Origin of the sequence: Mesorhizobium sp. WSM1293 (genome assembly GCF_000513875.1) — a bacterium.
GTDB lineage: Bacteria > Pseudomonadota > Alphaproteobacteria > Rhizobiales > Rhizobiaceae > Mesorhizobium > Mesorhizobium ciceri.
Genome location: NZ_AZUV01000013.1, coordinates 1 through 24,892 on the forward strand (window position 1 = coordinate 1; position 24,892 = coordinate 24,892).

Genomic DNA, 24,892 nt, shown 5'->3' on the forward strand with positions numbered 1-24,892 from the left:
CTGAACGTGCTCATCGCCAAACTCGAAGGCAAGACCCAAAAGCAGAAGAACCCCCACCCCACGCACACGCTCGCCTGGGCCGCCTGGTGTATCGCCAGGCTCGGAGGCTGGAACGGCTACGAAAAGGAACGCCCGCCAGGACCCATCACCTTCACCCAAGGCCTCAGACGCTTCAACGCCATCGTCGACGGCTTCGTTCTCGCCTCACAAAAATGAACCCGAAGCAAATGTGTGCGCACGCTAGCCCCTGTGGGAGAAGGTGGATCGGCGCGCAACGCCGCGACGGTTGAGGGGTGCTCCAGCTTGGCGCAGCCCTCAAATCAAGCCTTGCCAGGCACAGTCCTGATCACCGTGCCCCATGGATCTTCGCGGGTCACCGGGCTGGTCACATTGTCCGAACGCATCTCGACCCAGGCCAGACCCGACCGGCTGGGATCGCGGCGGCCGGCGCCCGAACTCTGCCAGGCGTTGGCGCCGATGTGGTGGTGATAGCCGCCTGACGACAGGAACACCGCCTGGCCGCCATATTTGGCCACCGTGTCGAAGCCGAATTCCTGGTTCCACCAGGCTTCGGCGTCTTCCGGCCTGCCGACGCGCAGGTGGACATGGCCGACGACGCTGTTTTCCGGCGCGCCCTGCCAGCCGGCGTCACCCGCAGGCACTTCGGCAACGACGGACGGAATGTTCATCCGCTCGGTCGCCATCGCCACCTTGTCGCCATTCCACTTCCAGTCCTGCGGACGGCGGTCGGCATAGATCTCGATGCCATTGCCTTCGGGATCGGTCAGGTACAGTGCTTCGCTGACCAGATGGTCGGAAGCGCCCTCGATGGCGATCTTGTTTGATATGGCGTGGTTGATCCAGCGGCCGAGATCGGCACGGCTGGGCAGCAGGAAGGCAGTATGGAACAGGCCTGCGCTGCGAGGATCATCCGGCTTGGCCGAAGGATCGGCCTCGATGACCAGCAACGGACGGTTGGCGGCGCCCAGCGTGATCGCCCCATCGGCGCGGCTCAGTTCCTGCAGACCGACGATGCTGCGATAATATGCGGCAAGGCTTTCCGCGTCGCGCGCCTTCAGCCCGACGCGGGCAACGCTGACCGGGGTGGTGGCGGCAAAAGGCAACTCGCTCATCAAATGCTCCGTTCGACCGGCCTGCGATGAAGCTCCCAAAGCGAGAAACCCCACTCCGCCGATCATTGTACGTCGTGTCAGTTCCAAAGTCAGGGTTCCCGCGCACGGCTGTTTCTTTTCCTGACCACAGATCGTCCATCCGCATCGTTCACACAAGACGCGAAGAAGCGAACATGGTGTTCACTATTGTGATCAAACGTGGCGTTTCTGCCGGTTGCACGAAGCGATGCCGCTCGCTATCTCAGCGCCATGAAGGTCAGAGACGCAGATATTCTCATCGTGCCGGGCTACACCAATTCCGGCCCCGACCATTGGCAGAGCCGCTGGCAGTCGAAGCTGTCGACGGCGCGCCGCGTCGAACAGGCGGAGTGGTCGAAGCCGGTGCGCGAGGACTGGACGGCGAGCGTCGCCAAGGCGGTCAACGAGGCCGAGCGGCCGGTCGTCCTGGTGGCGCACTCGCTCGGCGTCGCCGCGGCGGTGCAAGCCATTCCGCAGTTCCGCAAGCCCGTTGCGGGAGCCTTCTTCGTGGCACCGCCCGATGTCGCCAATCCCGAGATCAGGCCCAGGCACCTGATGACCTTCGGCCCCTACCCGCGTGAGCCGCTGCCCTTTGCCTCGATCGTGATCGCCAGCCGCAACGATCCGTTCTGCGCCTTCGATGTCGCCGAAGACATTGCCGGTGCATGGGGCTCGCTGTTCATCGATGCCGGTGAGACCGGTCATCTGAACGCGGATTCAGGCTTCGGGCCGTGGCCCGAAGGTTCAATGACCTTCGCCAAATTCCTGACGGATTTGAAACCCTGAGCGTCTTCAGGACCCAATCGAATCGCGGACGCTCTTGATCAGCGTTTTTGCCCCAAGCCCGATCAGCGAATGCTCGGAGCCCATGGCCAGCAGGCGATAGCCCATCGACACGACACGGCCGGCAATTGCGGGCTCGACAACATAGATCGCCGCATGTTTGCCGGCCTTGCGGGTGCGCTCGGCAACCGATGCCACCGTCTCCATCATGCTTTCCAGCGTCGAATTGACCGTGGCGCCATTGCTCCAGGCGATCGAGAAATCCGATGGGCCGAGGAAGATGCCGTCGATGCCGGGCGTGTCGAGAATGCCGTCGAGCGCGTCGAGGGCCGCACGCGTCTCGACCATGGCGAAGGCCATCGTGCGCTGATTGGTGTCGCGCAGCCATTCGGCCTGGTCACCCTTGCCGTGGCGCGGAAAAGCGTAGGTCGGACCCCATGAGCGCTCGCCGAGCGGCGGGTATTTCATGGCGGCGGCGAACAGTTTTGCGTCGGCAACCGAGTTCACCATCGGCGCGATGACCGCCTCGGCGCCGAAATCGAGCGCGCGGCTTGCCATGTCGAAACGGCCAACGGGAATGCGCACAAGCGCCGGCTTACCGGTAGCGAGCACCGGCACCAGGCCACGCAGCACGCTGTCTTCGTGATGGCCGCCATGCTGCATGTCGAGCGTGACGGCATCGAAGCCCTGCTTGGCGACGATCTCGACGGTCAAGGCATCCGGCACGCCGGACCATGCGGTGAGCAGCGTTTCGTCGGCCGCGAGGCGGGACTTCAGGGACATGGATACTTTCCTTGTTAACTCCGGCAGTTTCAGCCGGAAATCGCGACAAAGGCAAAGAAAAACCGCCCGGATAGGCCGGGCGGTCGATTGGTCCAGCGTATGCCGGGATCAGCGCATGGCCCGGATCAGGTGTTCTTGATCTGCTCGATCGCCTGCGCCATCAGTTCGTCCATGGTGCGGCGGATCTGGTGGTCCGACTGCTCGACGCCGGCCGCGTCGAAATCCCCGCGGATCTTGCGGAACACGTCGTGGTCGCCGGCTTCCTCGATGTCGGAGATAACCACTTCCTTGGCATAGGCGTCGGCATCAGCGCCGGACTTTCCGAGCTTTTCGGCGGCCCACAGGCCGAGCGCCTTGTTGCGGCGCGCCGAGGCCTTGAACCGAAGCTCCTCGTCGAATGCGAATTTACGCTCAAAGCCCTCTTCGCGGTCTTTCATGCTGCTCATGGCGTCCCTCCGGGTCAAATTCGATTCGTTGGCGGTGAATATGTGCGTTGCCAAAGCACAAACCAAAAGGTCGCGGGCCGGTCAATACGCTTCATCGCATGCTGCGCTGCGGCATTTCAGTCCCGAAAGCGGTTGATTGGAAGGATTTGCCGATTGAGCAAACGATGTGATTGGGATAGACCCGGCATTGAACCCTACCGTAGCCGCACTATTTCAGGCAGACGGACAGGAAATGGTCTGATACCGCCCTGTCCGGAACCCCAGAGAAAAATCCAGATGAAAAATCGCCGCCGCATTTATGAAGGCAAGGCCAAGATACTCTATGAGGGACCCGAACCGGGCACGCTTATCCAGTTCTTCAAGGATGACGCCACCGCGTTCAACAAGAAGAAGCATGAAGTCATCGACGGCAAGGGCGTCCTCAACAACCGCATTTCCGAGTATATTTTCAACCATTTGAACCGCATGGGCATTCCGACCCACTTCATCCGCCGGCTCAACATGCGCGAGCAGCTGATCAAGGAAGTCGAGATCATTCCGCTCGAAGTGGTGGTGCGCAATGTCGCTGCCGGTTCGCTGTCCAAGCGGCTCGGCATCGAGGAAGGCACCGTTTTGCCGCGCTCGATCATCGAATTCTATTACAAGGCCGACGCGCTCGACGACCCGATGGTGTCGGAAGAGCACATCACCGCGTTCGGCTGGGCGAGCCCGCAGGAAATCGACGACGTCATGGCGCTGGCCATCCGCGTCAATGACTTCCTCTCCGGCCTGTTCATGGGCGTTGGCATCCAGCTCGTCGACTTCAAGATCGAGTGCGGCCGCCTGTTCGAGGGCGACATGATGCGCATCGTCGTCGCCGACGAGATCTCGCCGGACTCCTGCCGCCTGTGGGACGTGGCGACGCAGGACAAGCTCGACAAGGACCGTTTCCGCCGCGACATGGGCGGCCTCGTCGAGGCCTACCAGGAAGTTGCCCGCCGCCTCGGCATCATGAACGAGAACGAGCCGCCGCGCCCGACCGGCCCGGTGCTTGTCGCCTCGACCGACGGCCTCAAAGGCAAGCCGCACTAACACGGATTCGAACAGGAGCATGTCCAGCGTGATCAAGGCCCGCATTACCGTCACCCTCAAGAACGGCGTGCTCGACCCGCAGGGCAAGGCGATCGAACATGCCTTGTCCGGCCTGGGCTTCGGCGGTGTCGGCACGGTGCGGCAGGGCAAGGTGTTCGACGTCGAGCTGGCGGAAAGCGACAAGGCCAAGGCCGAAGCGGACCTCAAGGCCATGTGCGACAAGCTGCTGGCGAATACGGTGATTGAGAATTACGCGGTGGAGATCGCCTAAATTGAAAGCAGCCGTCGTCCTTCTGCCCGGCCTCAACCGCGACCGCGACATGATCGCGGCGTTGACCAAGATTTCGGGAACGCCGCCGGTCACCGTCTGGCAAACCGACACCGAAATCCCCGATGTCGACCTGATCGCCATTCCGGGCGGCTTCTCCTTCGGCGACTATCTGCGCTGTGGCGCGATCGCTGCGCGCATGCCGGTCATGCGGGCAGTGGCCGAAAAAGCGGCCGCGGGCGTGACGGTCATTGGCGTCTGCAACGGTTTCCAGATCCTGGTCGAGGCCGGCCTTTTGCCGGGCGCCTTGATGCGCAACACCTCGCTGAAATTCGTCTGCCGGCAGGTGAAGCTCGAGATCACCAACGCCAACACCATGTTCACCCGCCGCTATCAGCCGGGCCAGATCATCCGCTCGCCGGTCGCGCATCATGACGGCAATTATTTCGCCGACGCCGACACGCTTGCCCGTCTCGAAGGCGAAGGCCAGGTGGTGTTCCGCTATGCCGAGGACACCAACCCCAACGGCTCGATCAACGACATTGCCGGCATCGTCAACAGCCAAGGCAATGTGCTCGGGCTGATGCCGCATCCGGAAAACCTGATCGAAGCAGCCCATGGCGGTACCGACGGCCGCGGACTGTTCGAGAGCGCCCTCGGCATCGCTGCCTGACGATATCGAAGCGAACAGCTTGAAAACAGCCGGACATTCCTGTCTCTTTGGAGCAAGTCTGGTTCATTGGGGAGAGAGACGGTCATGAAACTCTATTCGCGGCCGTTGTCGCCCTACTCGTCGATCGTGCGAGCATTGGCCTACATCAAGGACGTACCACTCAAGATCATCGCGCCGCCGCCCGGTTTTCCCATCCCGGAAGAGTTTCGCGCCATCTCGCCGATGAACCGGGTTCCGGTGCTGATCACCGGCTCGGGCGAGACGATCGTCGAATCGGTGGTCATCGCCGAATATCTCGAGGAACGGTTTCCGGAACCGGCGCTGCTGCCGCCCGATTCCAAGGATCGCGCGCTGGTGCGTATGTTCGCCCGCATCACCGATCTCGATGTGCTGACCCCGATGATGAAGCTTTTCGAGCTTCATTCCGTACCGAAGCGAAACAATGCCGAGATCGACGCCCAGTTCGCCCGCCTGCATCATGGACTGGCGGCGATCGAGGCGCGCATGGCGCAAGGGCCCTTCGCACTCGGTGACGACATCAGTTTCGCCGATGCCTGGCTGACGCCGACACGGTTCATCTTCAACAATTTCCGCGCCATGACGGGACGCCACGACCTGCTCGACGCCTATCCCAAATTCGATGCCTATGAGCAGATCGCCTCGCAACACCCGGCATTGTCGCGTGTATGGGGCGAGATGACCGATGGTTTGAAGATTTTTCTGTCCGAACTCGAGATGGGTGCCGCTTGATCAGACGCAAGACGATCGCGCTGGTCGCCGCGGCGGGCTTTGTGCTGGCATCCTGCCAGTCGACGCCAAAGAGCACGCCTGTTCCCTCGGGCAAAAGTGCAGCGCTGCTGGCCATGGAACAAGTGGCGATCGCCGCCCACAAATGCTGGATCGCCAGCAAGGACCCGGCCTTCAAACCGTATCAGATGGCCAATGAGCTGAATTCGTTCAGCGGCACGCCGCGTTTCCTGCTGGTTCCGGCCAAGCACTATGGCGGCAAACCTTTGCTGGTCGTGCAGGCGCAAGGCAATTCTAGCCGTGTCGACGTCTTCGGACCGCTGATGAACGATCCGCTCGGCGCCCGCATCGGCTCCGACATTTCCCGCTGGCAGGCCGGCAATCCGGCCTGCGCCGCGACGGCCTAGCCCATGGGCCGCTTTCTGCAGATTGTGGGGCTGGTCATCGGTCTGGCCGGGCTCATCCTGCAGTTCTGCATCAGCATTCCTGCATCGATGGAAGCAGGCCGCAGCCTGCTTGGCTCCGTCATTTTCGTCTTCAGCTTCTTCACCATCCTGACCAACATCGGCGCGGTGCTGGTGTACACGTCCCTGCTGTCACCCACCTTCTATGCCTGGCTGCCGGCCTTTGCAGGGGCGCGGATGCGCACCGGCGTTGCGGTTTCGATCGCACTGGTCTTCATCATCTACGCAACGGTTCTGGCACGACTCTGGCAGCCGCAGGGACTGTTCCTGCTCTGCGATGTTCTCCTGCACTACGTCACGCCGGTGCTGTTCGTGCTGTGGTGGCTGATATCGGGCGCCGACGGCCGGACACGCTGGAGCGACATTTCGTGGTGGGTGATCTATCCCATCGCTTATCTGGTCTATGCGCTGGTGCGGGCGCCGCTTGCCGGCGAGGTGCCCTACCCTTTCCTGAACATCGCCAAGAACGGCGCGACCAGCGTCGTCATCTCAGCTGCAGCCATCACCGGACTTTTCCTCGTGCTGTGCGTGGTCGCCGTCCTTGCGGACCATGCCGTTGCACGCACCAGGGCGTCGAGGGTCCGTTAGAACTGTGCGGACCTTCTGTCCGGATTTCCCGGGACCATCATCTTTCCCAAACCGGTTCCCACTTTTGGGATCACGGTCAGTCCCAGAACGGCCTGATGCCCTCGCGGTGGGCGTCGCAGCGCGTGACGCCGATATCCTTGAGCTGGTCGTCGGTCATCTCCAGCAGAGCCAACCGGCTGCGGCGGCGATCCAGCAGGTTGTCGATCCATCCTGCCAGCGACCTCAGCACGCGCACAAGGCGGCTGACAAAGCCGCGCTGAGCCGACGGGCGTGTCGATTGGGCCGATAATGCAGCGCTCGAATGACGTATTGTCGCAATTGTATTCATTTTCTTTCTGCCAAAGTCCTAAATTGTACCCTTTTGGCACGCGATTGATATGTATTGACTCATCTATCGGTGCAATATAGAAAATTGTCACCATGACAAATTGGCTTCCAGATCTCACTGCCGGCTCCGGCCCGCTGTATCAGCGGCTGGCGGATTCCATCGAGACGGACATCGATCGGGGCGTGATCGATGCCGGCGCAAAGTTGCCGCCGCAGCGCGACCTCGCCTACGACATCGGCACCACCGTCGGCACTGTCGGCCGGGCCTATCAATTGCTGCGCGAGCGTGGGCTGGTGAGCGGCGAGGTCGGGCGTGGAACCTATGTGCTCGGCCAGCGCGCGAAGCCGGATTTTCCGACTCCGGACGTCGGCGGCGAAGGCACGCGCTATATCGATGCGCCTAAAGGCAAGCTGCGTTTCGACAGCACCGCAGCACCTGATATCGGCCAGGGCGACATTGTCGCCGGTGTCCTGTCGCGCACGGCGCAGGACCATCCGCATGAGATTTCGAGCTACACCAGGGATTTCCCCGAACGATGGTACGAAGCCGGCGCCCGCTGGTTGGCGCGCAATTCCTTTCGCCCGGATGCCGACACCATCGTTCCCACGCTCGGCACCCATGCGGCGGTGATGGCGGCGATCGCGGCGCTCACCATGCCTGGCGACTATGTTGCCTTCGAGCACCTCACCTACTCGCAGGTTTCCCGCAGTGCCGGCTTGATCGGCAGGCGCACCGCGTTGGTGGCATCGGACGATGAAGGCATCGATCCGCAGGATTTCGAGCGCGTCTGCGCGCAAAAGCATCCCAAAATGATCTTCCTGATGCCGACGGCGCAGAATCCGACGCTGGCCACCTTGTCGGCGGCGCGCCGCGAAGCGATCGCCCATGTCGCACGCGAATACAATGTCGTCCTCATCGAGGACGACCTCTATGGCAATCTGACCGATGATCCGACGCCGTTGCTGGCCGAATATGCTCCTGAGAGGACCATTGTCGCGGGCGGCCTGTCGAAGTCGGTCGCAGCCGGTGTGCGCGGCGGCTGGCTTTCCTGCCCGCCCGCCTACCGCCACCGCATCCGCGTCGCCCACAAGATGATGACCGGCGGCATGCCCTTCCTGCTGGCGGAGGTGAATACAAGGCTGGTGCTGTCCGGTCAGGCGGATGAGATACGAAAGCGCAGCATCGCCGAAATCAGCGCCCGCATCGCCATCGTACGCGAGACTTTGGCCGGCTTCGCCTTCAAGTCGCATGACAGGGTGCCCTTTGTCTGGCTGACCCTGCCCGACCCCTGGCTTTCCGGCACCTTCAAGAACGCTTGCCTGGAGCACGGCGTGCTGATCGACGACGAGGACGAATTCAAGGCCGGCCGTTCCGAGCAGGTTTTCCATGGCGTCCGCTTCGGCGTTTCGCAGCCGAGACAGCGCGGGGATATCGCTGAAGGCGTTGCAGTGATCCGGCGACTTCTCGATGAAGGCCGCGCCGGCTACGACAGCTTCTCCTGACACTGCGTGGCTTTGTCCGGTTTTCCGTCGTTTTTCGTCAATCCATGGGTGTATCGGCCGCAAGGCTTGCGATAAGACGGGACTCAAAATCCCAACGTCCCGGATAAAAATCGCCGCCCATGACCATTTCCAATTCCGTGCCGATCACCCCCGAGCTCATTGCCTCACACGGGCTCAAGCCCGACGAGTACCAGCGCATTCTCGACCTCGTCGGGCGCGAGCCGAGCTTCACCGAACTCGGCATCTTCTCGGCGATGTGGAATGAGCACTGCTCCTACAAATCCTCGAAGAAATGGCTGCGCACGCTGCCGACCACCGGACCTCAGGTCATCCAGGGGCCGGGCGAGAATGCTGGCGTGGTCGACATCGGCGATGGCGACTGCGTCGTCTTCAAGATGGAGAGTCACAACCACCCATCCTACATCGAGCCCTACCAGGGTGCGGCGACCGGCGTCGGCGGCATATTGCGCGACGTCTTCACCATGGGCGCGCGGCCGATCGCGGCGATGAATGCGCTGCGTTTTGGTGCGCCCGACCATCCCAAGACCAGGCACCTCGTTTCAGGCGTGGTTTCCGGCGTCGGCGGCTATGGCAACGCGTTCGGCGTGCCGACGGTCGGCGGCGAGGTCAATTTCGATGCCCGCTACAATGGCAACATCCTGGTCAACGCCTTTGCAGCGGGCCTTGCCAAGACCGATGCGATCTTCCTGTCCGAAGCCAAGGGAGTCGGCCTGCCGGTCGTCTATCTCGGCGCCAAGACCGGCCGCGACGGCGTCGGCGGCGCCACCATGGCTTCGGCCGAATTCGACGACAAGATCGATGAGAAGCGTCCGACAGTGCAGGTCGGCGATCCCTTCACCGAAAAGTGCCTGCTGGAAGCCAGCCTCGAACTGATGGCCTCGGGCGCCGTCATCGCCATCCAGGACATGGGTGCGGCCGGCCTCACCTGCTCGGCGGTCGAAATGGGCGCCAAGGGCGACCTCGGCATCGAGCTCGATCTCGACAAGGTGCCGGTGCGCGAAGAGCGCATGAGCGCCTACGAAATGATGCTTTCGGAAAGCCAGGAGCGCATGCTGATGGTGCTGCGCCCGGAAAAGGAAAAGGAAGCCGAGGCGATCTTCCACAAATGGGGGCTCGACTTCGCCATCGTCGGCAAGACCACCGACGATCTGCGCTTCCGCGTGCTGCACCAGGGCGACGAGGTTGCCAACCTGCCGATCAAGGATCTTGGCGACAAGGCTCCGGAATATGACCGGCCGTGGACCGAACCGAAGAAGCCGGCGCCGCTGGCCGCCAATGACGTTCCGCAGGCCGATGTTGCCGATGCGCTGCTGAAGCTGCTCGGCGGTCCCGACCTGTCTTCGCGCCGCTGGGTCTGGGAGCAGTATGACACGCTGATCCAGGGCAATTCGCTGCAGCTTCCAGGCGGCGATGCCGGCGTGGTGCGGGTCGAAGGCCATGCGACCAAGGCGCTCGCCTTCTCGTCCGACGTGACGCCGCGCTATTGCGAGGCTGACCCTTACGAGGGCGGCAAGCAGGCGGTGGCCGAATGCTGGCGCAACTTGACCGCCACCGGCGCTCTGCCGCTGGCCGCAACCGACAACCTCAATTTCGGCAACCCGGAACGGCCCGAGATCATGGGCCAGCTGGTCGGTGCCGTGAAGGGCATCGGCGACGCCTGTCGCGCGCTCGAATTCCCGATCGTCTCCGGCAATGTCTCGCTCTACAACGAGACCAACGGCCAGGGCATCCTGCCAACCCCGACCATTGGCGGCGTCGGACTGATCGCCGACTGGTCGAAGATGGTGCGGGCCGGCTTTGCGGCCGAGGGCCAAATGATCCTGCTGGTCGGCGCGCCGGCGTCCTGGGGAACGCATCTCGGGCAATCGGTCTATTTCAGGGACATACACGGCCGCACGGATGGACCGCCGCCGCCGGTCGACCTCGAGCATGAAAAGCGCGTCGGCGACCATGTGCGCGCGCTCATCGCCTCCGGCATCGTCACGGCGGCGCACGACGTTTCCGATGGCGGTGTCGCCGTGGCACTTGCCGAAATGGCGATGGCGTCCGGCATCGGCGCCACCGTCCCCGGGCTTGTCGGCACCGACCCGATCCCGGTCTGGTTCGGCGAGGATCAGGGCCGTTATCTGCTGACGCTGTCGATCGATCCGCATGGTGACGAATGGGACGCCATTCGCAAGCAGCAGGGCGAGCTTGGCATCTTCGCGCCGTGGATCGGCTCCACAGGCGGCAGCGCGCTGAAGCTTGGCGACGCCAGGGCAATCCCGGTCAGCGAACTCTCCTCGGCTCACGAAGGCTGGTTCCCGCGCTTCATGGATCAGGCTAGTTGACCACACTGGCTGCCCGGGCGCTGCTTGCAGTCGTTTTCTGGCCGTCGCTGTTCTTCTTCTGGTTCCTGGGACCGTTCGTCTTTTTCCTGCTGTCGACGACCTCGAGCGAGGTTTGTATGCGGCTGGAAACACGTGCGGAGTTCCTTGCCGCGGCGAACGGCGCCATCCCGATGCTGGCGCTGCAGAACGTCCTCTACGCGGTATCGATCATCTGCCTGGTGCTCTGGGGCCGCCTTTTCCCGGATCCGGCACGGGCAAGGCACATCGTCACCTGCGTCAAGCTTTTCGCCGGCACGGTGGTCGTGGGCGCGTTGTGGGAGTACGGCTCGTCGCTCATCTGCGACGGCTATGGTCAGGGGTTCTTCTCGCCGGCTTGGCAAATGACGAGCTATCTCCCCATTGTCAGCCTGCTGCTCAACGCGCCGCTCTATGTGCTTGCCTTCGGCCTTGGCCGCGCTTTCTCGACACGCGAGGACGTTGCCGAGGATGAAGCAAGCCCACCGGCCTAGTCTTTCTCTGAAGCCGTGTGGCCGTTGGCGGGACAGAACGGCTTCAATCCGGACCGGAAAGGCTTTAGGCTCACCCGACTCTCATCTTATGGCCGGCTACCGGCCGCTCGAAACAGGATTTTGCCATGGCAATGGATGCCCACGACATCGAAAAACTGATCAAGGACGGCATTCCGGACGCCAAGGTGACGATTCGCGATCTCGCCGGCGACGGCGACCACTATGCGGCCGAGGTGGTGGCCGAGAGCTTTCGCGGCAAGAGCCGCGTCCAGCAGCACCAGATGGTCTATGACGCGCTGAAGGGCAATATGGGCGGCGTGTTGCACGCATTGGCGCTGCAGACCAGCGTTCCCGACTGACCCTTAGCGCTTGGCCCAACACGGCTCATCCTTTGCGCCATTTCAGCCACGGCGCGGCTAACGTCTTGTTTCGAGCAATCGTTGGGTTTATTTGAAGGGTATGTTTCGAGCCTGACTCCCACAGGCGGGAAAGGATATTCCATGAGCGGCATCAACGACTACATTGACAATGAAGTGAAGGGCAACGACGTCGTCCTTTTCATGAAGGGCACACCTGGTTTCCCGCAATGCGGATTTTCCGGCCAGGTCGTCCAGATCCTCGACTATATCGGCGCCGACTACAAAGGCGTGAACGTCCTGGACTCGGCTGAACTGCGCCAGGGCATCAAGGAATACTCCAACTGGCCGACGATCCCTCAGCTCTACGTCAAGGGAGAATTCGTCGGCGGTTGCGACATCGTGCGCGAGATGTTCCAGGCGGGCGAGCTGCAGACGTTCCTCGTCGAGAAGGGCGTCAGCGTCAAAGGCGCCGCCTGATTTCTGTTTTGTGCATGCCCGAAATCGACGTTGATTTTCGGGCATCGAGCACCAGGCACCGGGGCAACCTCACCTCGGCAATTTTCATGTCCTGACCCCAGGACCAGGACGAGCCAATGCGCCGGCCCGCCGGCGCATTTTCGTTTGAAAGATCGGACTTGCCGTGGACCAGCCAAAACCAGCGCCGCAATCGGCAAGCAAACTGCCCATTCCGCGCTGGGAGTTCATCGCTCTGTGCGCGGCACTGATGGCGCTGAACTCGTTGGCCATCGATATCATGCTGCCGGCTCTGCAGCAGATCGGCGCCTCGCTCGGCGTCGAAAATGAAAACCACCGGCAGTACGTCATAACGGCCTACATTCTGGGCTTCGGTGGCGGGCAGCTGTTCTTCGGGCCGATCTCGGATCGCTTCGGACGTCGCGCACCACTGGTCGCCGGGCTGGTGATTTATGTCGCCGCGGCTGCGGCCGCCGCCGTTGCACCAAGCTTTGAAACACTTCTGCTGTGCCGGGCCGTGCAAGGCATCGGTGCAGCCGCCACCCGCGTCATCGCGGTCTCGATCGTGCGCGATACGTTCGACGGCCGGCGCATGGCCGAGGTGATGTCGCTGATCTTCATGGTGTTCATGGCGATACCGGTCATTGCTCCCGGCATCGGCCAATTTATCATGCTGTTTGCGACCTGGCATTGGATCTTCGTCACCATGGCCGTCGGTGCGCTGCTCGTCTCGGCCTGGTCGCTGCTGCGCCTTCCTGAAACGCTGCATCCCGAACATCGCCGGCCGCTGACGCTCAACTCCATTGTCGGCGGGTTTCGTATCGTTCTCACCAACCGCATTGCGATCTGCTATGCCTTCGCCAGCACCTTCATTTTCGGCGCCATGTTCGGCTTCATCGCTTCGGCGCAGCAGATCTATGTCGACATTTTCAAAGTCGGCGAGATGTTCCCGGTCATCTTTGCTGGGGTTGCGGGCGTGCTCGCCTTCTCCAACTTTCTGAACTCGCGCCTTGTCGGCCGCATCGGCATGCGCCGCCTGTCGCAGAGTGCGTTGCTGCTGTTCCTGGTCATCAGCCTTGCCTGGCTGGTGATTTCGCTGGAGATGAAGATGCCGCTCTGGCTGTTCATCACCTTCTTTGCCTGCGCCATGCTTCCATTCGGTGCGCTCGGCGCGAACTTCAACGCGCTGGCCATGGAGCCGCTCGGCCAACTGGCCGGCACGGCTTCGTCGATCCTCGGTTTCATGCAGACGTTTCTCGGCGGCATTCTCGGCACGCTGATCGGCCAGGCCTTCAACGGCACGGTGACGCCGCTGGCCGCCGGCTTCTGCAGCGTCTCGGTCGCCGCGCTGCTGATGATCTTCATCGCCGAGCGCGGCAAGATGTTCCAGCCACAGAACCCGCCCGTTTCAGGGCACATCACCGACTTGCATTAGGACGCACCTTCAAGGGCTGCCGTGAACCGAGGGGCAAGCATGCGCCCCGCAATTGCTTCGCCCATGCTGTCCGAAAAGTGCAATGGCAGAGCGTCATCGAGTGCCCTGAGGATGGATGCCACGAAGGCCCGGCTGCGCTGGGCATCGGTTCCCAGATCGGAATATGTGGCGCGAGGTTTGCCGATCAGCGTGCCGTTGCGGCGAAGCGAGAACCGCAGCGTGAGGGACATGCCCGCGGTTCCGGGTGGCGGCTTCCAGCAGGCATAGATCGCGTCCGACATCTCCTTTATCGTGTCGACGGGATCGGTACTGCGACAGCTGCGCTCTTGCGACCTTGCTTCCAGGGAACTGGCGAACAGACCGGCGGCAAGAGCCACCGCGACAAATGCAAACCGAGGTTTCATTCGAGAGCCTCCGGATTTGCGCGAGATTGTACTGCTTTCGGCTAACGCAGCAATCGATCCTACTGCGCCCAGAGCTCGCGGCGCAATTCGTGCCAGCTTTCCTTGTCTGGCGCGACAAGCAGGCCGCCGCCGAGATGCGAGGGCAGATAGGCGCTGCCGTCGAAGCGCGCCGCATGGCCGCCGGCCTCGGCATGGATCAGCACGCCGGCCAGGTGGTCCCACGGCATCAGCTTGTTGTAGACGACGAAGTGGGCATGGCCGCTCGCCAGCAGGCGGTATTCGTGCGCGGCGCAGCGATAGGCGAACTGCGACAGGATCTTGGTCTGGTTGCGCGCCAGCCGTGTCCGTTCCGGCTCGGCCATATATTGCCAGGAGACAGAGCCGGTCATCTCCGAGATCGGCGCGGGTACCGCTACATGCACCTTCTCGATGCTGCCGTGCGCATGCCGGATATGGCTGCCGGCACCCCTGGCGCCAATCAGCCAGTCCTTGCCGACGGGATCGTGGATGATGCCGGCGACAGTCTCGCCCTTGACCACGACCGCCAGCATGACGCCGAACAGCGGCACGCCGGAGGCGAAATTGAAAGTACCGTCGACCGGGTCGATGACGAAGGCCAGATCGGCATCGCCCAACCCGTTTAAAAGCGCTGGATTGTCGGAACAGGCCTCCTCGCCGACGACCATCGCTGAGGGATACCGCTCGCGCAGCCGCGCGGTGATCAGCCGCTCGGCATTGACGTCGGCTTCGGTCACCAGGTCGGCGGCCGACGTCTTCTGCCTGACATCGCCATCGCCCAACCGGCGAAAGCGCGGCATGATCTCGGCAAGTGCCGCCTCGGCCAGAATGCCGGCCAGCCAGTCGATCGCGGTGTCGTCAAATGTCATCGGCTTGCCTTGTGGTGAGGGTCTCGTTGAGGGCAGCGAAATCGAACAGCTTTCTGTCGAGCAGATGCGATGGCCTGCTGTTCGACAGCGCGCGCAGCATCGTATCCTTGCGGCCCGGCATGCGCTTTTCCAGGTCCTCGAGCATCGCCTTCATGGCGTTGCGCTGAAGACCTTCCTGGCTGCCGCAGAGATCGCAGGGAATGATCGGGAATCGCATGGCGGCAGCGAATTTTTCCAGATCAACCTCGGCGCAATAGCTCAATGGCCGCAGCACCATGACGTCGCCTTCGTCATTGAGCAGTTTTGGCGGCATGGCGGCGAGACGCCCGCCATGGAAGAGGTTCATGAAGAAGGTTTCGAGAATGTCCTCGCGATGGTGGCCGAGCACCAGCGCCGAGCACCCCTCCTCGCGTGCAATGCGGTAGAGATGGCCGCGCCTGAGACGCGAGCAGAGCGAGCAATAGGTGCTGCCCGCCGGCAGCTTGTCGGTGACGACGGAATAGGTGTCCTGATATTCGATCCGGTGCGCAATGCCGTTGCTGTCGAGATAGTCCGGCAGGATATGTTTGGGGAAATTCGGCTGGCCCTGGTCGAGATTGCAGGCCAGAAGATCGACCGGCAAGAGCCCGCGCCATTTTAGGTCGAGCAGCACCGCGAGCAGGCCGTAGGAATCCTTGCCGCCCGATAGCGCTACGAGCCAGCGCTGGCCGGGCTTGACCATCGAGAAATCCTCGATCGCCTGCCGGGTCAGCCGCAGCAGCCGCTTGCGCAGTTTGTTGAACTCGACCGAGGACGGCACGTCGGCGAACAGCGGATGGAAACCGCCTTCGCTGTCGGCGACCGGTTCGAGCGTTTCAATGTCTGGAAGCATGTTCATGGCATGTCGCTTTCAATGGCCCAGAGCGCCGGATTAGCGGACATGACCGACAAAGAAAAGGCCGCCTCGACGGGCGGCCTTCGCAGGATGTCGCAGAACGCGCTCGTTTAGCGCGAATAGAATTCGACGACCAGGTTCGGTTCCATCTGCACGGCGAACGGAACATCCGCCAGGCCGGGGATGCGCGAGAAGGTCGCGACCATCTTGTTGTGATCGGCTTCGATGTAGTCCGGCACGTCGCGCTCGGCGAGACCGACCGCTTCCAGAACGATGACCAGCTGCTTGGACTTTTCGCGGATTTCGACGACATCGCCCGGCTTGCAGCGGTACGAGCCGATGTTGACGCGCTTGCCGTTGACGTTGACGTGACCGTGGTTGACGAACTGACGGGCGGCGAAAATGGTCGGCACGAACTTGGCGCGGTAGACGACCGCGTCGAGACGCGACTCGAGCAGGCCGATCAGGTTCTCCGAGGTGTCGCCCTTGCGGCGGTCAGCCTCTTCATAAACCTTGCGGAACTGCTTTTCCGAAACGTCGCCATAGTGCCCCTTCAGCTTCTGCTTGGCGCGCAGCTGCAGGCCGAAATCGGAAAGCTTGCCCTTGCGGCGCTGGCCATGCTGGCCGGGGCCGTATTCACGCTTGTTGACCGGGGACTTCGGGCGGCCCCAGATGTTTTCGCCGAGACGGCGGTCGATCTTGTACTTTGCGGATTCGCGCTTGCTCATCGCATTCCCTTTTCAAAACAAACACACCCGGAACCTCATGGTCCGGGTGAAGGAAACGCGCCCTCCTCTGGCCTCCGTTTTCGAGACCTGACAGGGTTTTCCCACGCAACGCGGCGGAAAACCCACGGGACACGTCAGTTCAAACAAGATAGTAGAATTGGATTTCCACGCATCTTGCGCACATAAAGAAAACCACCGGGCATTGCGGCCCGGTGTTGGCGCGCTGATTAAACGGAGATTTAACCGGTGTCAAGCTTGTGGCTGGCGTAGGCCATGGCGACGATATAGCGTCTCTGGGTTGAGTACAGTGCCGGATGTGGCGGGAGGTTGCGCCAGCGGCATCAGGAAGGGACCGGAGCAGAGGAGCTACATTCGCATGAAGAAATTCTTCCTTACCCTGACAGGAGCCGCTGTGTTGGCGGGATCCATGGCGGTCATGACACCGGAGCCGGCTGAGGCCAGGCATTGGCAAGGGCACCGGCACCACCAGGCTTGCCGCATCGTGATCAAGAAGAAAATTATCTGGCGGCACGGCCACAAGAAGGTCATCCGCTACAAGATCAAGCAGTGCAGAGGGCGCTGGTAGGCTCCAATCCCGTCTCAGGCGGCCGACATCACTTCAAAGCCCGCGGTTTGGCCGCGGGCTTTCGATTCCGGCTCGTGTTCTTCGGCGTTTCCCTTGAACGGCGGACCGCACTCTAGCCTTTCGACTTCTTCTCCGGCAGGCCCTTGCGCTTCGTCTCGGCGAATTCCTCGAGCTGCTTTTCGCTCATCGATTCGTACATTCCCTTGGAAGCGCCCTGGAGTTCGCTCTTCTTGGTCTCGCCGCGCTTGGCCGACAGAGCCGCGCCGGCGGCTTTCTGCTGGGCTTTCGAGGTGGCTGGCATGGCTCTTTCTCCCGTTGGCATCAGGAGAAAAACGCAACGACTGCCGTGATGTTCCGCTTCGCAATCACGACATCGCCAACCCGAACCCCTGCATCAGGCGGCGGGTGGGGAAATCGGCTCTTTTCGATGTGAAGACGGCAAGGTCGGGCCCTTCAGGCAACATCTCGCCACGACCGCTCGGATCGATGTCGGCGAGAAGCGACAGCGCCCGGCGCGCGATCGCTTCGGCGGGGTCGAGCCAGTCGACCGGCCAAGGCGCCGTCTTGCGCATACGATTGGCCAGAAAGGGGTAGTGTGTGCAGGCGAGCACGACGATATCCGTACGCAGCGCATCACGTTCGACGAAGCATGGCGTGATCTCGGCGCGCACGGCCTCCTCATCGACGAAGCCCTCACGCATGTAGATCTCAGCCAGTCCCGCCAGCCTGTCGCTGCCGACCAGGCGGACATGGCATTTCTGCGCCCATTTGCTGATCAGGTCGCGCGTGTACTGGCGCTTGACGGTGCCAGGCGTCGCCAGCACCGAAACCAGCCCTGAGCGCGTGCGTTCCGCCGCCGGCTTGATCGCAGGCACCATGCCGACAAAAGGATGCTCGGGAAATCTGTCGCGCAGCGCGTCGATCACCAACGTCGAGGCGGTGTTGCAGGCGATGACCGAAATGGCCGGCGCAAACCGCTCAAGCAGTTTGCCGAACAATTCAAGGATATGCACCCTCAGCGCCGGCTCTTCCCAGGCGCCATAGGGAAACGCAGCGTCGTCGGCGACATAGATGAAGCGGCGGTCGGGCATCAGCACGCGCGCCTCGCGCAGTACGGTGAGCCCGCCGATGCCCGAATCGAACATCAGGATCGGCCGCTCAGTCATTGTCGGTTCCTTTTCCGCCAAGCGGCGGTATGTCATCGTCCTTGCCGGCGCCGGCAAGGCGCGCCGCTTCCGCCTTGCGGGCCCGCGCGGCGGCCGCGGGCAAGCGCCGTGGATCATCGCCAGGGGACCCGTCGCCGCGCGGCATCGCCGGCGAAAACCTGTCGAGCGACGAGATGATGCCGCGCAGCACCTTCAGCTCCGGTTCGGCAAAACCGGCGCGCGTCAGCACCGCACGCAGATTGTCGATCATTTTCGGCTTCTTCGGTGCCGGCCGGAAATAGCCGCGTGCTTCCAGTGCGCCTTCGAGATAGGCGAACAGGCCGTGCAATTCCTCCTTGCTTGCCGGCTTCATGTCCGGGCCGGAAAAATTGGTCTTGGTCTCGTCCTCCAGGCCGGACTTCATCCATTCGTAGGACATCAGAAGCGCGGCCTGGGCGATGTTGAGCGACGAGAAATCGGGATCGACCGGGAACGTGACGATCTCGTCGGCAAGGCCGACCTCGTCATTGTAGAGGCCGAAGCGCTCGCGGCCGAACAGGATGCCGGTGCGCTGGCCCATTGCGTGGCGCGCCCGCAGCAATCTGCCCGCCTCCACCGGCCCGCGCACGGATTTGAAGCCGTCGCGCTGCCTGGCCGTGGTGGCGAAGACGAAGTTCAGGTCAGCGAGCGCCGAGGCCAGATCGTCAAAGACGGTGACGGCGTCGATGACATGATCGGCGCGGCTCGCCGCCGCGCGTGCCTTCTCGCTCGGCCAACCGTCACGCGGATTGACGAGGCGCAGCTCCGACAGACCGAAATTGGCCATGGCGCGCGCGACCATGCCGATGTTCTCGCCAAGCTGAGGCTCGACGAGGATGATCGCCGGGCCGGCGACTGCAATGCTATCAGGATCTTTGGTGACGGGCATGATTGTCAATGAACTGCTGTTTGCGGCATTTCAGCGTCCCCTGCCATATTCGGCCGGGAAAATGAAGCCTTCGCAAATGACGACGGCTCTGGCCTCCAATTCGTGACCGATCGCCGTTTGCGTGGCCAAAAGCGCTTTGATATACGGGCGACATCTCCCGGCCCAACGCCACGCGGGCAAGGCCGTCCCACATCCCAGCAACGAGGCATTCTTTCCATGGCGAAGATCAAGGTGGCGAACCCGGTCGTCGAGCTCGACGGCGACGAGATGACCCGCATCATCTGGCAGTTCATCAAGGACAAGCTGATCCACCCTTATCTCGACCTCAGGCTCGAATATTATGACCTCGGCATCGAGCATCGCGATGCCACCAACGACCAGGTGACGATCGATTCGGCCAACGCCATCAAGAAATACGGCGTCGGCGTGAAATGCGCGACGATCACGCCCGACGAGCAGCGCGTCGAGGAGTTCAAGCTGAAGAAGATGTGGAAGTCGCCGAACGGCACTATCCGCAACATCCTTGGCGGCACGATCTTCCGCGAGCCGATCATCATGAAGAACGTGCCGCGCCTGGTGCCCGGCTGGACCAAGCCGATCATCGTCGGCCGTCACGCTTTCGGTGACCAGTACCGCGCCACCGATTTCCGCTTTCCCGGCAAGGGCAAGCTGACGATCAAGTTCGTCGGCGAGGACGGCAAGGTGATCGAGCACGACGTGTATGATGCGCCCGGCGCCGGCGTCGCCATGGCCATGTACAATCTGGACGAGTCCATCCGCGAGTTTGCCCGCGCCTCGCTGAACTATGGCCTGCTGCGCAATTATCCGGTCTATCTGTCGACCAAGAACACCATCCTGAAGGCCTATGACGGCCGCTTCAAGGACATCTTCCAGGAAGTCTACGAGGCTGAATTCGAGGCCGAGTTCAAGGCGAAGAAGCTGTGGTACGAACACCGCCTGATCGACGACATGGTTGCCTCCGCCCTGAAATGGTCGGGCGGCTATGTCTGGGCCTGCAAGAACTATGACGGCGACGTCCAGTCCGACACGGTGGCCCAGGGTTTTGGCTCGCTCGGCCTGATGACCTCGGTGCTGATGACGCCGGACGGCAAGACGGTGGAAGCCGAAGCCGCGCACGGCACCGTTACCCGCCACTATCGCCAGCACCAGAAGGGCGAGGAAACCTCGACCAATTCGATCGCCTCGATCTTCGCCTGGACGCGGGGGCTCGCCCACCGCGCCAAGCTCGACGACAATGCCGAGCTGAAGCGCTTTGCCGACACGCTGGAAAAGGTCTGCATCCAGACGGTCGAGTCCGGCTTCATGACCAAGGACCTGTCGCTGCTGATCGGCCCCGACCAGCCCTGGCTGTCGACCACCGGTTTCCTCGACAAGATCGACGAGAATTTGCAGAAAGCGATGGCGTAGGCATGTCGTCCAAAGGCTTCGCTCGATATTGATCTCGTGCGCGACAGCACTAAGTTAACGACAAAGACTTGAGGCGTGTCGAAGTGCAAATCTGTCTTCCGTGGATGAGCTGGATTTGCGAAAATAGGTAGATGTAAATGGCTATGTGGTTCGATCAGCAAGAACGGCTAAAGAGTACCAAGGGCAAAGAGCTCTTGGACTCCATGCCGAAGTTTGAGGTGCAAGCTGCCAATGTCGCTCCCGCTCCGGCGGAGCTTGGAGGCAAGATCACGCTCGTCATCGAAGATGGCAAGCCCGTTGTGAAGATAAAAGAATAGAGCGTCGCCCGCATCGATCATAGCGTCAACACCACATCGTCGAGCAAGCCCATCGTCTACGGGGCGGACTATAGCGTCTATGTGCGCATCGTCCGCCTCGTGCTTGAGGAAAAAGGCATCGACTACGAGCTTGTGCCGGTCGATGTCTTTGCCGCCGAGGGCGTTCCCGCCTGGTATTTCGAGCATCATCCGTTCGGCCGCATCCCGGCCTTCGCGCATGACGGGTTTCGGCTGTTCGAGACCAATGCGATCGCCCGCTATATCGACGAAGCCTTCGACGGGCCGGCGCTGCAGCCTGCCGATGCGCGCATCCGCGCAACCATGAACCTGATCATCGGCTTGCTCGATGCCTATGCCTACAGGTCGATGGTCTGGGATGTCGCCGTCGAGCGGCTGGAGAAGGCTCAGCCGGATGAGGCGTTGATCGCCGGCGGCCTTGCTCAGGCGAGCAAAGCGCTTCGGACGCTGTCCGCGCTGAAAGCGCCGGGACCGTGGCTGCTGGGCGGCCAACTGACGCTGGCCGACCTGCATGCCGCACCGATCATCGGTTATTTCGTCAAGGTCGCCGAGGGGCGAAATCTGCTGGCCGAGTTCCCTGATATCCGGGACTGGTATGCGCGCATTGCGGCTCGGCCTAGCTTCGTGCGGACTGAAAAAATCGGCTGATAAGTGACGTCCGCTGTCCCTCCAACCGTTGCTTTAAATTCAGTCCACTCGCCTACGCCGCTTCGAGTGCCGCCCTTACCGCAGCAATCGCATCATCGGCCTTGGAAGCGTCGGGGCCGCCGGCCTGGGCCATGTCGGGCCGTCCGCCGCCGCCCTGCCCGCCGAGTGCCGCCGAGGCCACTCGGACAAGGTCGACGGCGCTGAAGCGGCCGACGAGATCGTCGGTGACGGCCACCACGACGCTTGCCTTGTTGTCTTCGCCGGCGCCGACGAAGACGACGACGCCGGAGCCGAGCGACGTCTTGCCGGCATCGGCCAGCGGCTTCAGGTCCTTCGGTGAGACACCTGAGACCGTCTTGCCGAGGAAGCCGACACCGGCGACCGTCTCATTGGCGGCTGGAGCATCGGCAGACGATCCGCCGCCCAATGCCAGCTTCTTGCGCGCTTCGGTCAGTTCCTTTTCGAGCTTCTTGCGCTCTTCGAGCAGCGTCTCGACGCGCGCCGGTACATCGGCCGGCGAAATCTTCAACACGGCTGCCGTCGCCTTCAAACGCCTGTCCTGCTCGTCGAGATGTTTGCGCGCGGCTTCGCCCGTCAATGCCTCGATGCGGCGCACGCCGGCGGCGACCGCGCTGTCCGATACGACACGCACGAGGCCGATATCGCCGGTCGCCCGGACATGGGTGCCACCGCAGAGCTCGACCGAATAGGGCCGGTTCGCCTTGGCGCCGTGCAGGCCGGTGCCCATCGACACGACGCGCACTTCGTCGCCGTACTTTTCGCCAAACAGCGCCATGGCGCCCTCGGCGATGGCATCGTCGACCGACATCAGGCGCGTGGTCACCGGGCCGTTCTGGACGACGATCTCGTTGGCCATGCGCTCGACCTCTTCGAGGTCTTCGGCCGAAATCGGCTTGTTGTGCGAGATGTCAAAGCGCAGGCGCTCGGGCGCGACCAGCGAGCCCTTCTGTGCGACATGGCTGCCCAGCACTTCGCGCAGCGCCTCATGGATCAGATGCGTCGCGGAATGGTTGGCGCGCAGCCTCGAGCGCCTTGCATGATCGACCTTCAGCTCGACAGCCGCGCCCGTCTTGACGGTGCCGCTGGCCACCTTGCCGATATGCACGAACAGCCCGTCGGCCTTCTTCTGCGTATCCGAAACCTCGATCGAGAACCCCTCGCCGGAGATGACGCCGGTGTCGCCCATCTGGCCGCCGGACTCGGCATAGAACGGCGTCTGGTTGACGACGATCGCCACCGCGTCGCCCTTGCCGGCGCCGTCGACAGCCTTGCCGTCCCGGACAAGCGCCTGGATGATGCCTTCCGCAGCTTCAGTCTCATAGCCGAGGAACTCGGTGGCGCCGGCCTTCTCGCGCACCGAGAACCAGATGGTCTCGGTGGCGGCGTCGCCGGACCCGGCCCAATGCTTGCGCGCCTCGGCCTTCTGCTGCTCCATCGCGTTGGTGAAGCCGGCAATATCGACCGAGATGCTGCGCTGGCGCAGTGCGTCCTGCGTCAGGTCGAGCGGGAAGCCATAGGTGTCGTAGAGCTTGAAGGCCGTCTCGCCATCCAGCATGTCGCCGGCATGCAGCGTTTCGGTCGCCTCGGAAAGCAGGCCGAGGCCGCGCACCAGCGTCTTGCGAAACCTGGTCTCCTCGAGCTTCAGCGTCTCAGTGATCAATTGTTCGCCGCGCAGCAGTTCCGGATAGGCCTGGCCCATTTCGCGCACCAGCGCCGGCACCAGCTTCCACATCAGCGGTTCGTTGGCACCGAGCAGCTGTGCATGGCGCATGGCGCGGCGCATGATGCGGCGCAGGACGTAGCCCCTGCCTTCGTTCGAGGGCAGCACGCCATCGGCGACCAGGAAGGAGGACGAGCGCAGATGATCGGCAATGACCCGGTAGGAGGCGACCGTCTCCTTGTCGGGACCATGCCCGATCGCGGACGAGGCCGCGTCGATCAGGTGACGGAACAGATCGGTCTCGAAGACGCTTTCCACCCCTTGCAGGATGGACGCCATGCGCTCCAGGCCCATGCCGGTGTCGATCGAGGGGCGCGGCAGGTCGATGCGCTCCTCCTTCGTCACCTGTTCATACTGCATGAACACCAGGTTCCAGAATTCCAGGAAACGGTCGCCATCTTCCTCCGGGCTGCCGGGAGGGCCGCCCCAGATGTGCTCGCCGCGGTCGATGAAGATCTCCGAGCACGGCCCGCAGGGTCCGGTGTCGCCCATCGCCCAGAAATTGTCCGAGGTCGCGATGCGAATGATGCGGTCGTCGGAAAAACCGGCGATCTTCTTCCAGAAGCCGGCCGCCTCGTCATCCGTGTGATAGACGGTGACCAGCAGCTTGTCCTTGCTCAGCCCGAATTCCCTGGTGATCAGGTTCCAGGCAAGCTCGATGGCGCGCTCCTTGAAATAGTCGCCGAAGGAGAAGTTGCCGAGCATCTCGAAGAAGGTCAGATGACGCGCGGTGTAGCCGACATTGTCGAGATCGTTGTGCTTGCCGCCGGCGCGAACGCTCTTCTGGGCGGTCGAGGCGCGCGAATAGGGCCGCTTCTCCAGGCCGGTGAAGACGTTCTTGAACTGTACCATGCCGGCGTTGGTGAACATCAGCGTCGGGTCGTTGCGCGGCACCAGCGGACTCGACGCGACGATCTCGTGACCCTCCTTGCGGAAGTAGTCGAGAAATGTCGACCGGATTTCGTTCACGCCACTCATGAATGCTGCCTTTTCGGAAGGGCCGCCGGCAAACCGGCGGAAATGGGCTCTGCGTTTTAGAAGATTAGGACTTGGCCTTTTAGCCGCCGCGCTTCACCCTGTCCAGAAACACGGAATTGGTCCAATCCACGGCCTTTGCCGGCCGTTCGAACCGGCCTGTTTTCGCCGCCGAAACGCAAAACCGCCGGCACTGGGCCGGCGGTTTCAAAACGCATTAACGCGGAACTCGATTACTTAAGCCCGAGATAATAGAATGCGATTATGGCCGAACTCCGGCC

General features: G+C 62.4%; 29 protein-coding genes and 1 pseudogene. 18 read left to right on the plus strand and 12 right to left on the minus strand.

All coding sequences use genetic code 11. The features are described 5' to 3' along the window. A pseudogene (locus tag M729_RS1000000138860) lies at positions 1–216 on the plus strand (transposase); the annotation flags it as partial. A gap of 104 nt (positions 217–320) precedes the next feature. Here the strand turns inward: M729_RS1000000138860 and M729_RS0117460 are convergent. Next, a complete protein-coding gene (locus tag M729_RS0117460) occupies positions 321–1,133 on the minus strand; it encodes a VOC family protein (protein WP_013532122.1) in 813 nt (270 codons plus the stop codon). Between the two features lie 249 nt (positions 1,134–1,382). Here M729_RS0117460 and M729_RS0117465 point away from each other — a divergent pair, with 249 nt between their 5' ends. Then, positions 1,383–1,937, plus strand: coding sequence for an alpha/beta hydrolase (locus tag M729_RS0117465; protein ID WP_027162359.1), 555 nt, complete (start codon positions 1,383–1,385; stop codon positions 1,935–1,937). Positions 1,938–1,943: 6 nt separating this feature from the next. Here M729_RS0117465 and M729_RS0117470 read toward each other — a convergent pair whose 3' ends face one another. Beyond that, positions 1,944–2,717, minus strand: coding sequence for an HpcH/HpaI aldolase/citrate lyase family protein (locus M729_RS0117470; protein WP_027162360.1), 774 nt, complete (start codon positions 2,715–2,717; stop codon positions 1,944–1,946). Between the two features lie 125 nt (positions 2,718–2,842). Beyond that, the gene (locus tag M729_RS0117475) at positions 2,843–3,163 is read right to left on the minus strand and encodes a DUF1476 domain-containing protein (RefSeq protein ID WP_013532126.1); all 321 of its coding nucleotides are present in this window, start codon (positions 3,161–3,163) and stop codon (positions 2,843–2,845) included. A gap of 276 nt (positions 3,164–3,439) precedes the next feature. Between M729_RS0117475 and purC the strand changes: the two genes are divergently transcribed. The 6 genes from purC (at position 3,440) to M729_RS0117505 (ending at position 6,974) form a co-directional block, all read left to right on the plus strand. Continuing rightward, entirely contained in the window at positions 3,440–4,234 is a 795-nt protein-coding gene (purC, locus tag M729_RS0117480; RefSeq protein WP_013532127.1) for a phosphoribosylaminoimidazolesuccinocarboxamide synthase, read from the plus strand. A gap of 28 nt (positions 4,235–4,262) precedes the next feature. After that, entirely contained in the window at positions 4,263–4,505 is a 243-nt protein-coding gene (purS, locus tag M729_RS0117485; protein WP_027162361.1) for a phosphoribosylformylglycinamidine synthase subunit PurS, read from the plus strand. Position 4,506: 1 nt separating this feature from the next. Then, positions 4,507–5,175, plus strand: a complete 669-nt coding sequence (gene purQ / locus M729_RS0117490) for a phosphoribosylformylglycinamidine synthase subunit PurQ (RefSeq protein ID WP_027162362.1) — start codon at positions 4,507–4,509, stop codon at positions 5,173–5,175. Between the two features lie 84 nt (positions 5,176–5,259). Next, positions 5,260–5,925 (plus strand): glutathione S-transferase family protein, encoded by a 666-nt coding sequence (locus tag M729_RS0117495; RefSeq protein WP_027162363.1) that lies wholly within the window; start codon positions 5,260–5,262, stop codon positions 5,923–5,925. After that, positions 5,922–6,329 carry a hypothetical protein gene (locus tag M729_RS0117500; RefSeq protein WP_027162364.1) on the plus strand — a complete coding sequence of 136 codons (408 nt, stop codon included), beginning with the start codon at positions 5,922–5,924 and terminating at the stop codon, positions 6,327–6,329. Before M729_RS0117495 ends, M729_RS0117500 begins: the two co-directional genes overlap by 4 nt. A 3-nt stretch (positions 6,330–6,332) precedes the next feature. Then, positions 6,333–6,974: a Pr6Pr family membrane protein gene (locus M729_RS0117505; protein ID WP_013532132.1), complete on the plus strand. Its 642-nt coding sequence runs from the start codon at positions 6,333–6,335 to the stop codon at positions 6,972–6,974. Positions 6,975–7,050: 76 nt separating this feature from the next. Here the strand turns inward: M729_RS0117505 and M729_RS0117510 are convergent, their stop codons facing one another. Continuing rightward, on the minus strand, positions 7,051–7,302 hold the full coding sequence (locus tag M729_RS0117510) for a DUF1127 domain-containing protein (protein WP_027162365.1): 252 nt from the start codon (positions 7,300–7,302) through the stop codon (positions 7,051–7,053). A gap of 92 nt (positions 7,303–7,394) precedes the next feature. On the opposite strand from M729_RS0117510, the gene M729_RS0117515 reads away from it, so the two are divergent. The 6 genes from M729_RS0117515 (at position 7,395) to M729_RS0117540 (ending at position 13,932) form a co-directional block, all read left to right on the plus strand. Next, positions 7,395–8,804 carry a PLP-dependent aminotransferase family protein gene (locus M729_RS0117515; RefSeq protein WP_027162366.1) on the plus strand — a complete coding sequence of 470 codons (1,410 nt, stop codon included), beginning with the start codon at positions 7,395–7,397 and terminating at the stop codon, positions 8,802–8,804. Positions 8,805–8,923: 119 nt separating this feature from the next. Further along, entirely contained in the window at positions 8,924–11,155 is a 2,232-nt protein-coding gene (purL, locus tag M729_RS0117520) for a phosphoribosylformylglycinamidine synthase subunit PurL (RefSeq protein ID WP_027162367.1), read from the plus strand. Beyond that, positions 11,152–11,664 (plus strand): hypothetical protein, encoded by a 513-nt coding sequence (locus M729_RS0117525; RefSeq protein WP_027162368.1) that lies wholly within the window; start codon positions 11,152–11,154, stop codon positions 11,662–11,664. The genes purL and M729_RS0117525 overlap by 4 nt, the downstream gene beginning before the upstream one ends. 125 nt (positions 11,665–11,789) lie before the next feature. Next, complete coding sequence (locus M729_RS0117530) at positions 11,790–12,023, plus strand: BolA family transcriptional regulator (protein ID WP_010909092.1); 234 nt, start codon at positions 11,790–11,792, stop codon at positions 12,021–12,023. A 141-nt stretch (positions 12,024–12,164) separates the two neighbouring features. After that, positions 12,165–12,500, plus strand: a complete 336-nt coding sequence (gene grxD, locus M729_RS0117535; protein WP_013532137.1) for a Grx4 family monothiol glutaredoxin — start codon at positions 12,165–12,167, stop codon at positions 12,498–12,500. A gap of 163 nt (positions 12,501–12,663) precedes the next feature. Further along, positions 12,664–13,932, plus strand: coding sequence for a multidrug effflux MFS transporter (locus tag M729_RS0117540; RefSeq protein ID WP_082826441.1), 1,269 nt, complete (start codon positions 12,664–12,666; stop codon positions 13,930–13,932). On the opposite strand, the gene M729_RS0117545 is transcribed toward M729_RS0117540, so the two are convergent. From M729_RS0117545 to rpsD, 4 genes are all read right to left on the minus strand, one after another. Further along, a complete protein-coding gene (locus tag M729_RS0117545; protein WP_013532139.1) occupies positions 13,929–14,336 on the minus strand; it encodes a hypothetical protein in 408 nt (135 codons plus the stop codon). The two genes, M729_RS0117540 and M729_RS0117545, sit on opposite strands and share 4 nt — an antisense overlap. Before the next feature lie 59 nt (positions 14,337–14,395). Then, positions 14,396–15,223: an inositol monophosphatase family protein gene (locus M729_RS0117550; protein ID WP_013532140.1), complete on the minus strand. Its 828-nt coding sequence runs from the start codon at positions 15,221–15,223 to the stop codon at positions 14,396–14,398. Beyond that, positions 15,213–16,100, minus strand: a complete 888-nt coding sequence (ttcA, locus tag M729_RS0117555; protein WP_027162370.1) for a tRNA 2-thiocytidine(32) synthetase TtcA — start codon at positions 16,098–16,100, stop codon at positions 15,213–15,215. Before ttcA ends, M729_RS0117550 begins: the two co-directional genes overlap by 11 nt. 107 nt (positions 16,101–16,207) lie before the next feature. Beyond that, on the minus strand, positions 16,208–16,825 hold the full coding sequence (rpsD, locus tag M729_RS0117565; RefSeq protein WP_013532142.1) for a 30S ribosomal protein S4: 618 nt from the start codon (positions 16,823–16,825) through the stop codon (positions 16,208–16,210). A gap of 376 nt (positions 16,826–17,201) precedes the next feature. Between rpsD and M729_RS0117570 the strand changes: the two genes are divergently transcribed. Continuing rightward, on the plus strand, positions 17,202–17,411 hold the full coding sequence (locus M729_RS0117570; RefSeq protein WP_013532143.1) for a hypothetical protein: 210 nt from the start codon (positions 17,202–17,204) through the stop codon (positions 17,409–17,411). 112 nt (positions 17,412–17,523) lie between these two features. Here M729_RS0117570 and M729_RS0117575 read toward each other — a convergent pair whose 3' ends face one another. The 3 genes from M729_RS0117575 to M729_RS0117585 form a co-directional block, all read right to left on the minus strand. Further along, the gene (locus M729_RS0117575) at positions 17,524–17,712 is read right to left on the minus strand and encodes a DUF3008 family protein (RefSeq protein ID WP_013532144.1); all 189 of its coding nucleotides are present in this window, start codon (positions 17,710–17,712) and stop codon (positions 17,524–17,526) included. 64 nt (positions 17,713–17,776) lie between these two features. Beyond that, entirely contained in the window at positions 17,777–18,577 is an 801-nt protein-coding gene (gene murI / locus M729_RS0117580; protein ID WP_013532145.1) for a glutamate racemase, read from the minus strand. After that, complete coding sequence (locus M729_RS0117585; protein WP_050596293.1) at positions 18,570–19,484, minus strand: RNA methyltransferase; 915 nt, start codon at positions 19,482–19,484, stop codon at positions 18,570–18,572. The genes murI and M729_RS0117585 overlap by 8 nt, the downstream gene beginning before the upstream one ends. Before the next feature lie 216 nt (positions 19,485–19,700). On the opposite strand from M729_RS0117585, the gene M729_RS0117595 reads away from it, so the two are divergent. The 3 genes from M729_RS0117595 to M729_RS0117605 all read left to right on the plus strand — a co-directional run bounded on the left by M729_RS0117595 (position 19,701) and on the right by M729_RS0117605 (position 21,895). Then, a complete protein-coding gene (locus tag M729_RS0117595; RefSeq protein ID WP_027162372.1) occupies positions 19,701–20,912 on the plus strand; it encodes an NADP-dependent isocitrate dehydrogenase in 1,212 nt (403 codons plus the stop codon). A gap of 137 nt (positions 20,913–21,049) precedes the next feature. Continuing rightward, entirely contained in the window at positions 21,050–21,229 is a 180-nt protein-coding gene (locus M729_RS0117600; protein ID WP_027162373.1) for a hypothetical protein, read from the plus strand. Positions 21,230–21,241: 12 nt separating this feature from the next. Beyond that, positions 21,242–21,895 (plus strand): glutathione S-transferase family protein, encoded by a 654-nt coding sequence (locus M729_RS0117605; RefSeq protein ID WP_027162374.1) that lies wholly within the window; start codon positions 21,242–21,244, stop codon positions 21,893–21,895. A gap of 52 nt (positions 21,896–21,947) precedes the next feature. Here the strand turns inward: M729_RS0117605 and alaS are convergent, their stop codons facing one another. Continuing rightward, positions 21,948–24,614, minus strand: coding sequence for an alanine--tRNA ligase (alaS, locus tag M729_RS0117610; protein WP_027162375.1), 2,667 nt, complete (start codon positions 24,612–24,614; stop codon positions 21,948–21,950). Positions 24,615–24,892: the final 278 nt, after the last annotated feature.

Excerpts from the sequence above, each read along its gene's own strand:
- M729_RS0117460 (WP_013532122.1), bottom strand. The coding sequence starts at position 1,133 with ATGAGCGAGTTGCCTTTTGCCGCCACCACCCCGGTCAGCGTTGCCCGC.
- M729_RS0117465 (WP_027162359.1), top strand. The coding sequence starts at position 1,383 with ATGAAGGTCAGAGACGCAGATATTCTCATCGTGCCGGGCTACACCAAT.
- M729_RS0117470 (WP_027162360.1), bottom strand. The coding sequence starts at position 2,717 with ATGTCCCTGAAGTCCCGCCTCGCGGCCGACGAAACGCTGCTCACCGCA.
- M729_RS0117475 (WP_013532126.1), bottom strand. The coding sequence starts at position 3,163 with ATGAGCAGCATGAAAGACCGCGAAGAGGGCTTTGAGCGTAAATTCGCA.
- purC (WP_013532127.1), top strand. The coding sequence starts at position 3,440 with ATGAAAAATCGCCGCCGCATTTATGAAGGCAAGGCCAAGATACTCTAT.
- M729_RS0117495 (WP_027162363.1), top strand. The coding sequence starts at position 5,260 with ATGAAACTCTATTCGCGGCCGTTGTCGCCCTACTCGTCGATCGTGCGA.
- M729_RS0117505 (WP_013532132.1), top strand. The coding sequence starts at position 6,333 with ATGGGCCGCTTTCTGCAGATTGTGGGGCTGGTCATCGGTCTGGCCGGG.
- M729_RS0117510 (WP_027162365.1), bottom strand. The coding sequence starts at position 7,302 with ATGAATACAATTGCGACAATACGTCATTCGAGCGCTGCATTATCGGCC.
- M729_RS0117515 (WP_027162366.1), top strand. The coding sequence starts at position 7,395 with ATGACAAATTGGCTTCCAGATCTCACTGCCGGCTCCGGCCCGCTGTAT.
- purL (WP_027162367.1), top strand. The coding sequence starts at position 8,924 with ATGACCATTTCCAATTCCGTGCCGATCACCCCCGAGCTCATTGCCTCA.
- M729_RS0117530 (WP_010909092.1), top strand. The coding sequence starts at position 11,790 with ATGGCAATGGATGCCCACGACATCGAAAAACTGATCAAGGACGGCATT.
- grxD (WP_013532137.1), top strand. The coding sequence starts at position 12,165 with ATGAGCGGCATCAACGACTACATTGACAATGAAGTGAAGGGCAACGAC.
- M729_RS0117545 (WP_013532139.1), bottom strand. The coding sequence starts at position 14,336 with ATGAAACCTCGGTTTGCATTTGTCGCGGTGGCTCTTGCCGCCGGTCTG.
- M729_RS0117550 (WP_013532140.1), bottom strand. The coding sequence starts at position 15,223 with ATGACATTTGACGACACCGCGATCGACTGGCTGGCCGGCATTCTGGCC.
- ttcA (WP_027162370.1), bottom strand. The coding sequence starts at position 16,100 with ATGAACATGCTTCCAGACATTGAAACGCTCGAACCGGTCGCCGACAGC.
- rpsD (WP_013532142.1), bottom strand. The coding sequence starts at position 16,825 with ATGAGCAAGCGCGAATCCGCAAAGTACAAGATCGACCGCCGTCTCGGC.
- M729_RS0117570 (WP_013532143.1), top strand. The coding sequence starts at position 17,202 with ATGAAGAAATTCTTCCTTACCCTGACAGGAGCCGCTGTGTTGGCGGGA.
- M729_RS0117575 (WP_013532144.1), bottom strand. The coding sequence starts at position 17,712 with ATGCCAGCCACCTCGAAAGCCCAGCAGAAAGCCGCCGGCGCGGCTCTG.
- murI (WP_013532145.1), bottom strand. The coding sequence starts at position 18,577 with ATGACTGAGCGGCCGATCCTGATGTTCGATTCGGGCATCGGCGGGCTC.
- M729_RS0117585 (WP_050596293.1), bottom strand. The coding sequence starts at position 19,484 with ATGCCCGTCACCAAAGATCCTGATAGCATTGCAGTCGCCGGCCCGGCG.
- M729_RS0117595 (WP_027162372.1), top strand. The coding sequence starts at position 19,701 with ATGGCGAAGATCAAGGTGGCGAACCCGGTCGTCGAGCTCGACGGCGAC.
- M729_RS0117600 (WP_027162373.1), top strand. The coding sequence starts at position 21,050 with ATGGCTATGTGGTTCGATCAGCAAGAACGGCTAAAGAGTACCAAGGGC.
- alaS (WP_027162375.1), bottom strand. The coding sequence starts at position 24,614 with ATGAGTGGCGTGAACGAAATCCGGTCGACATTTCTCGACTACTTCCGC.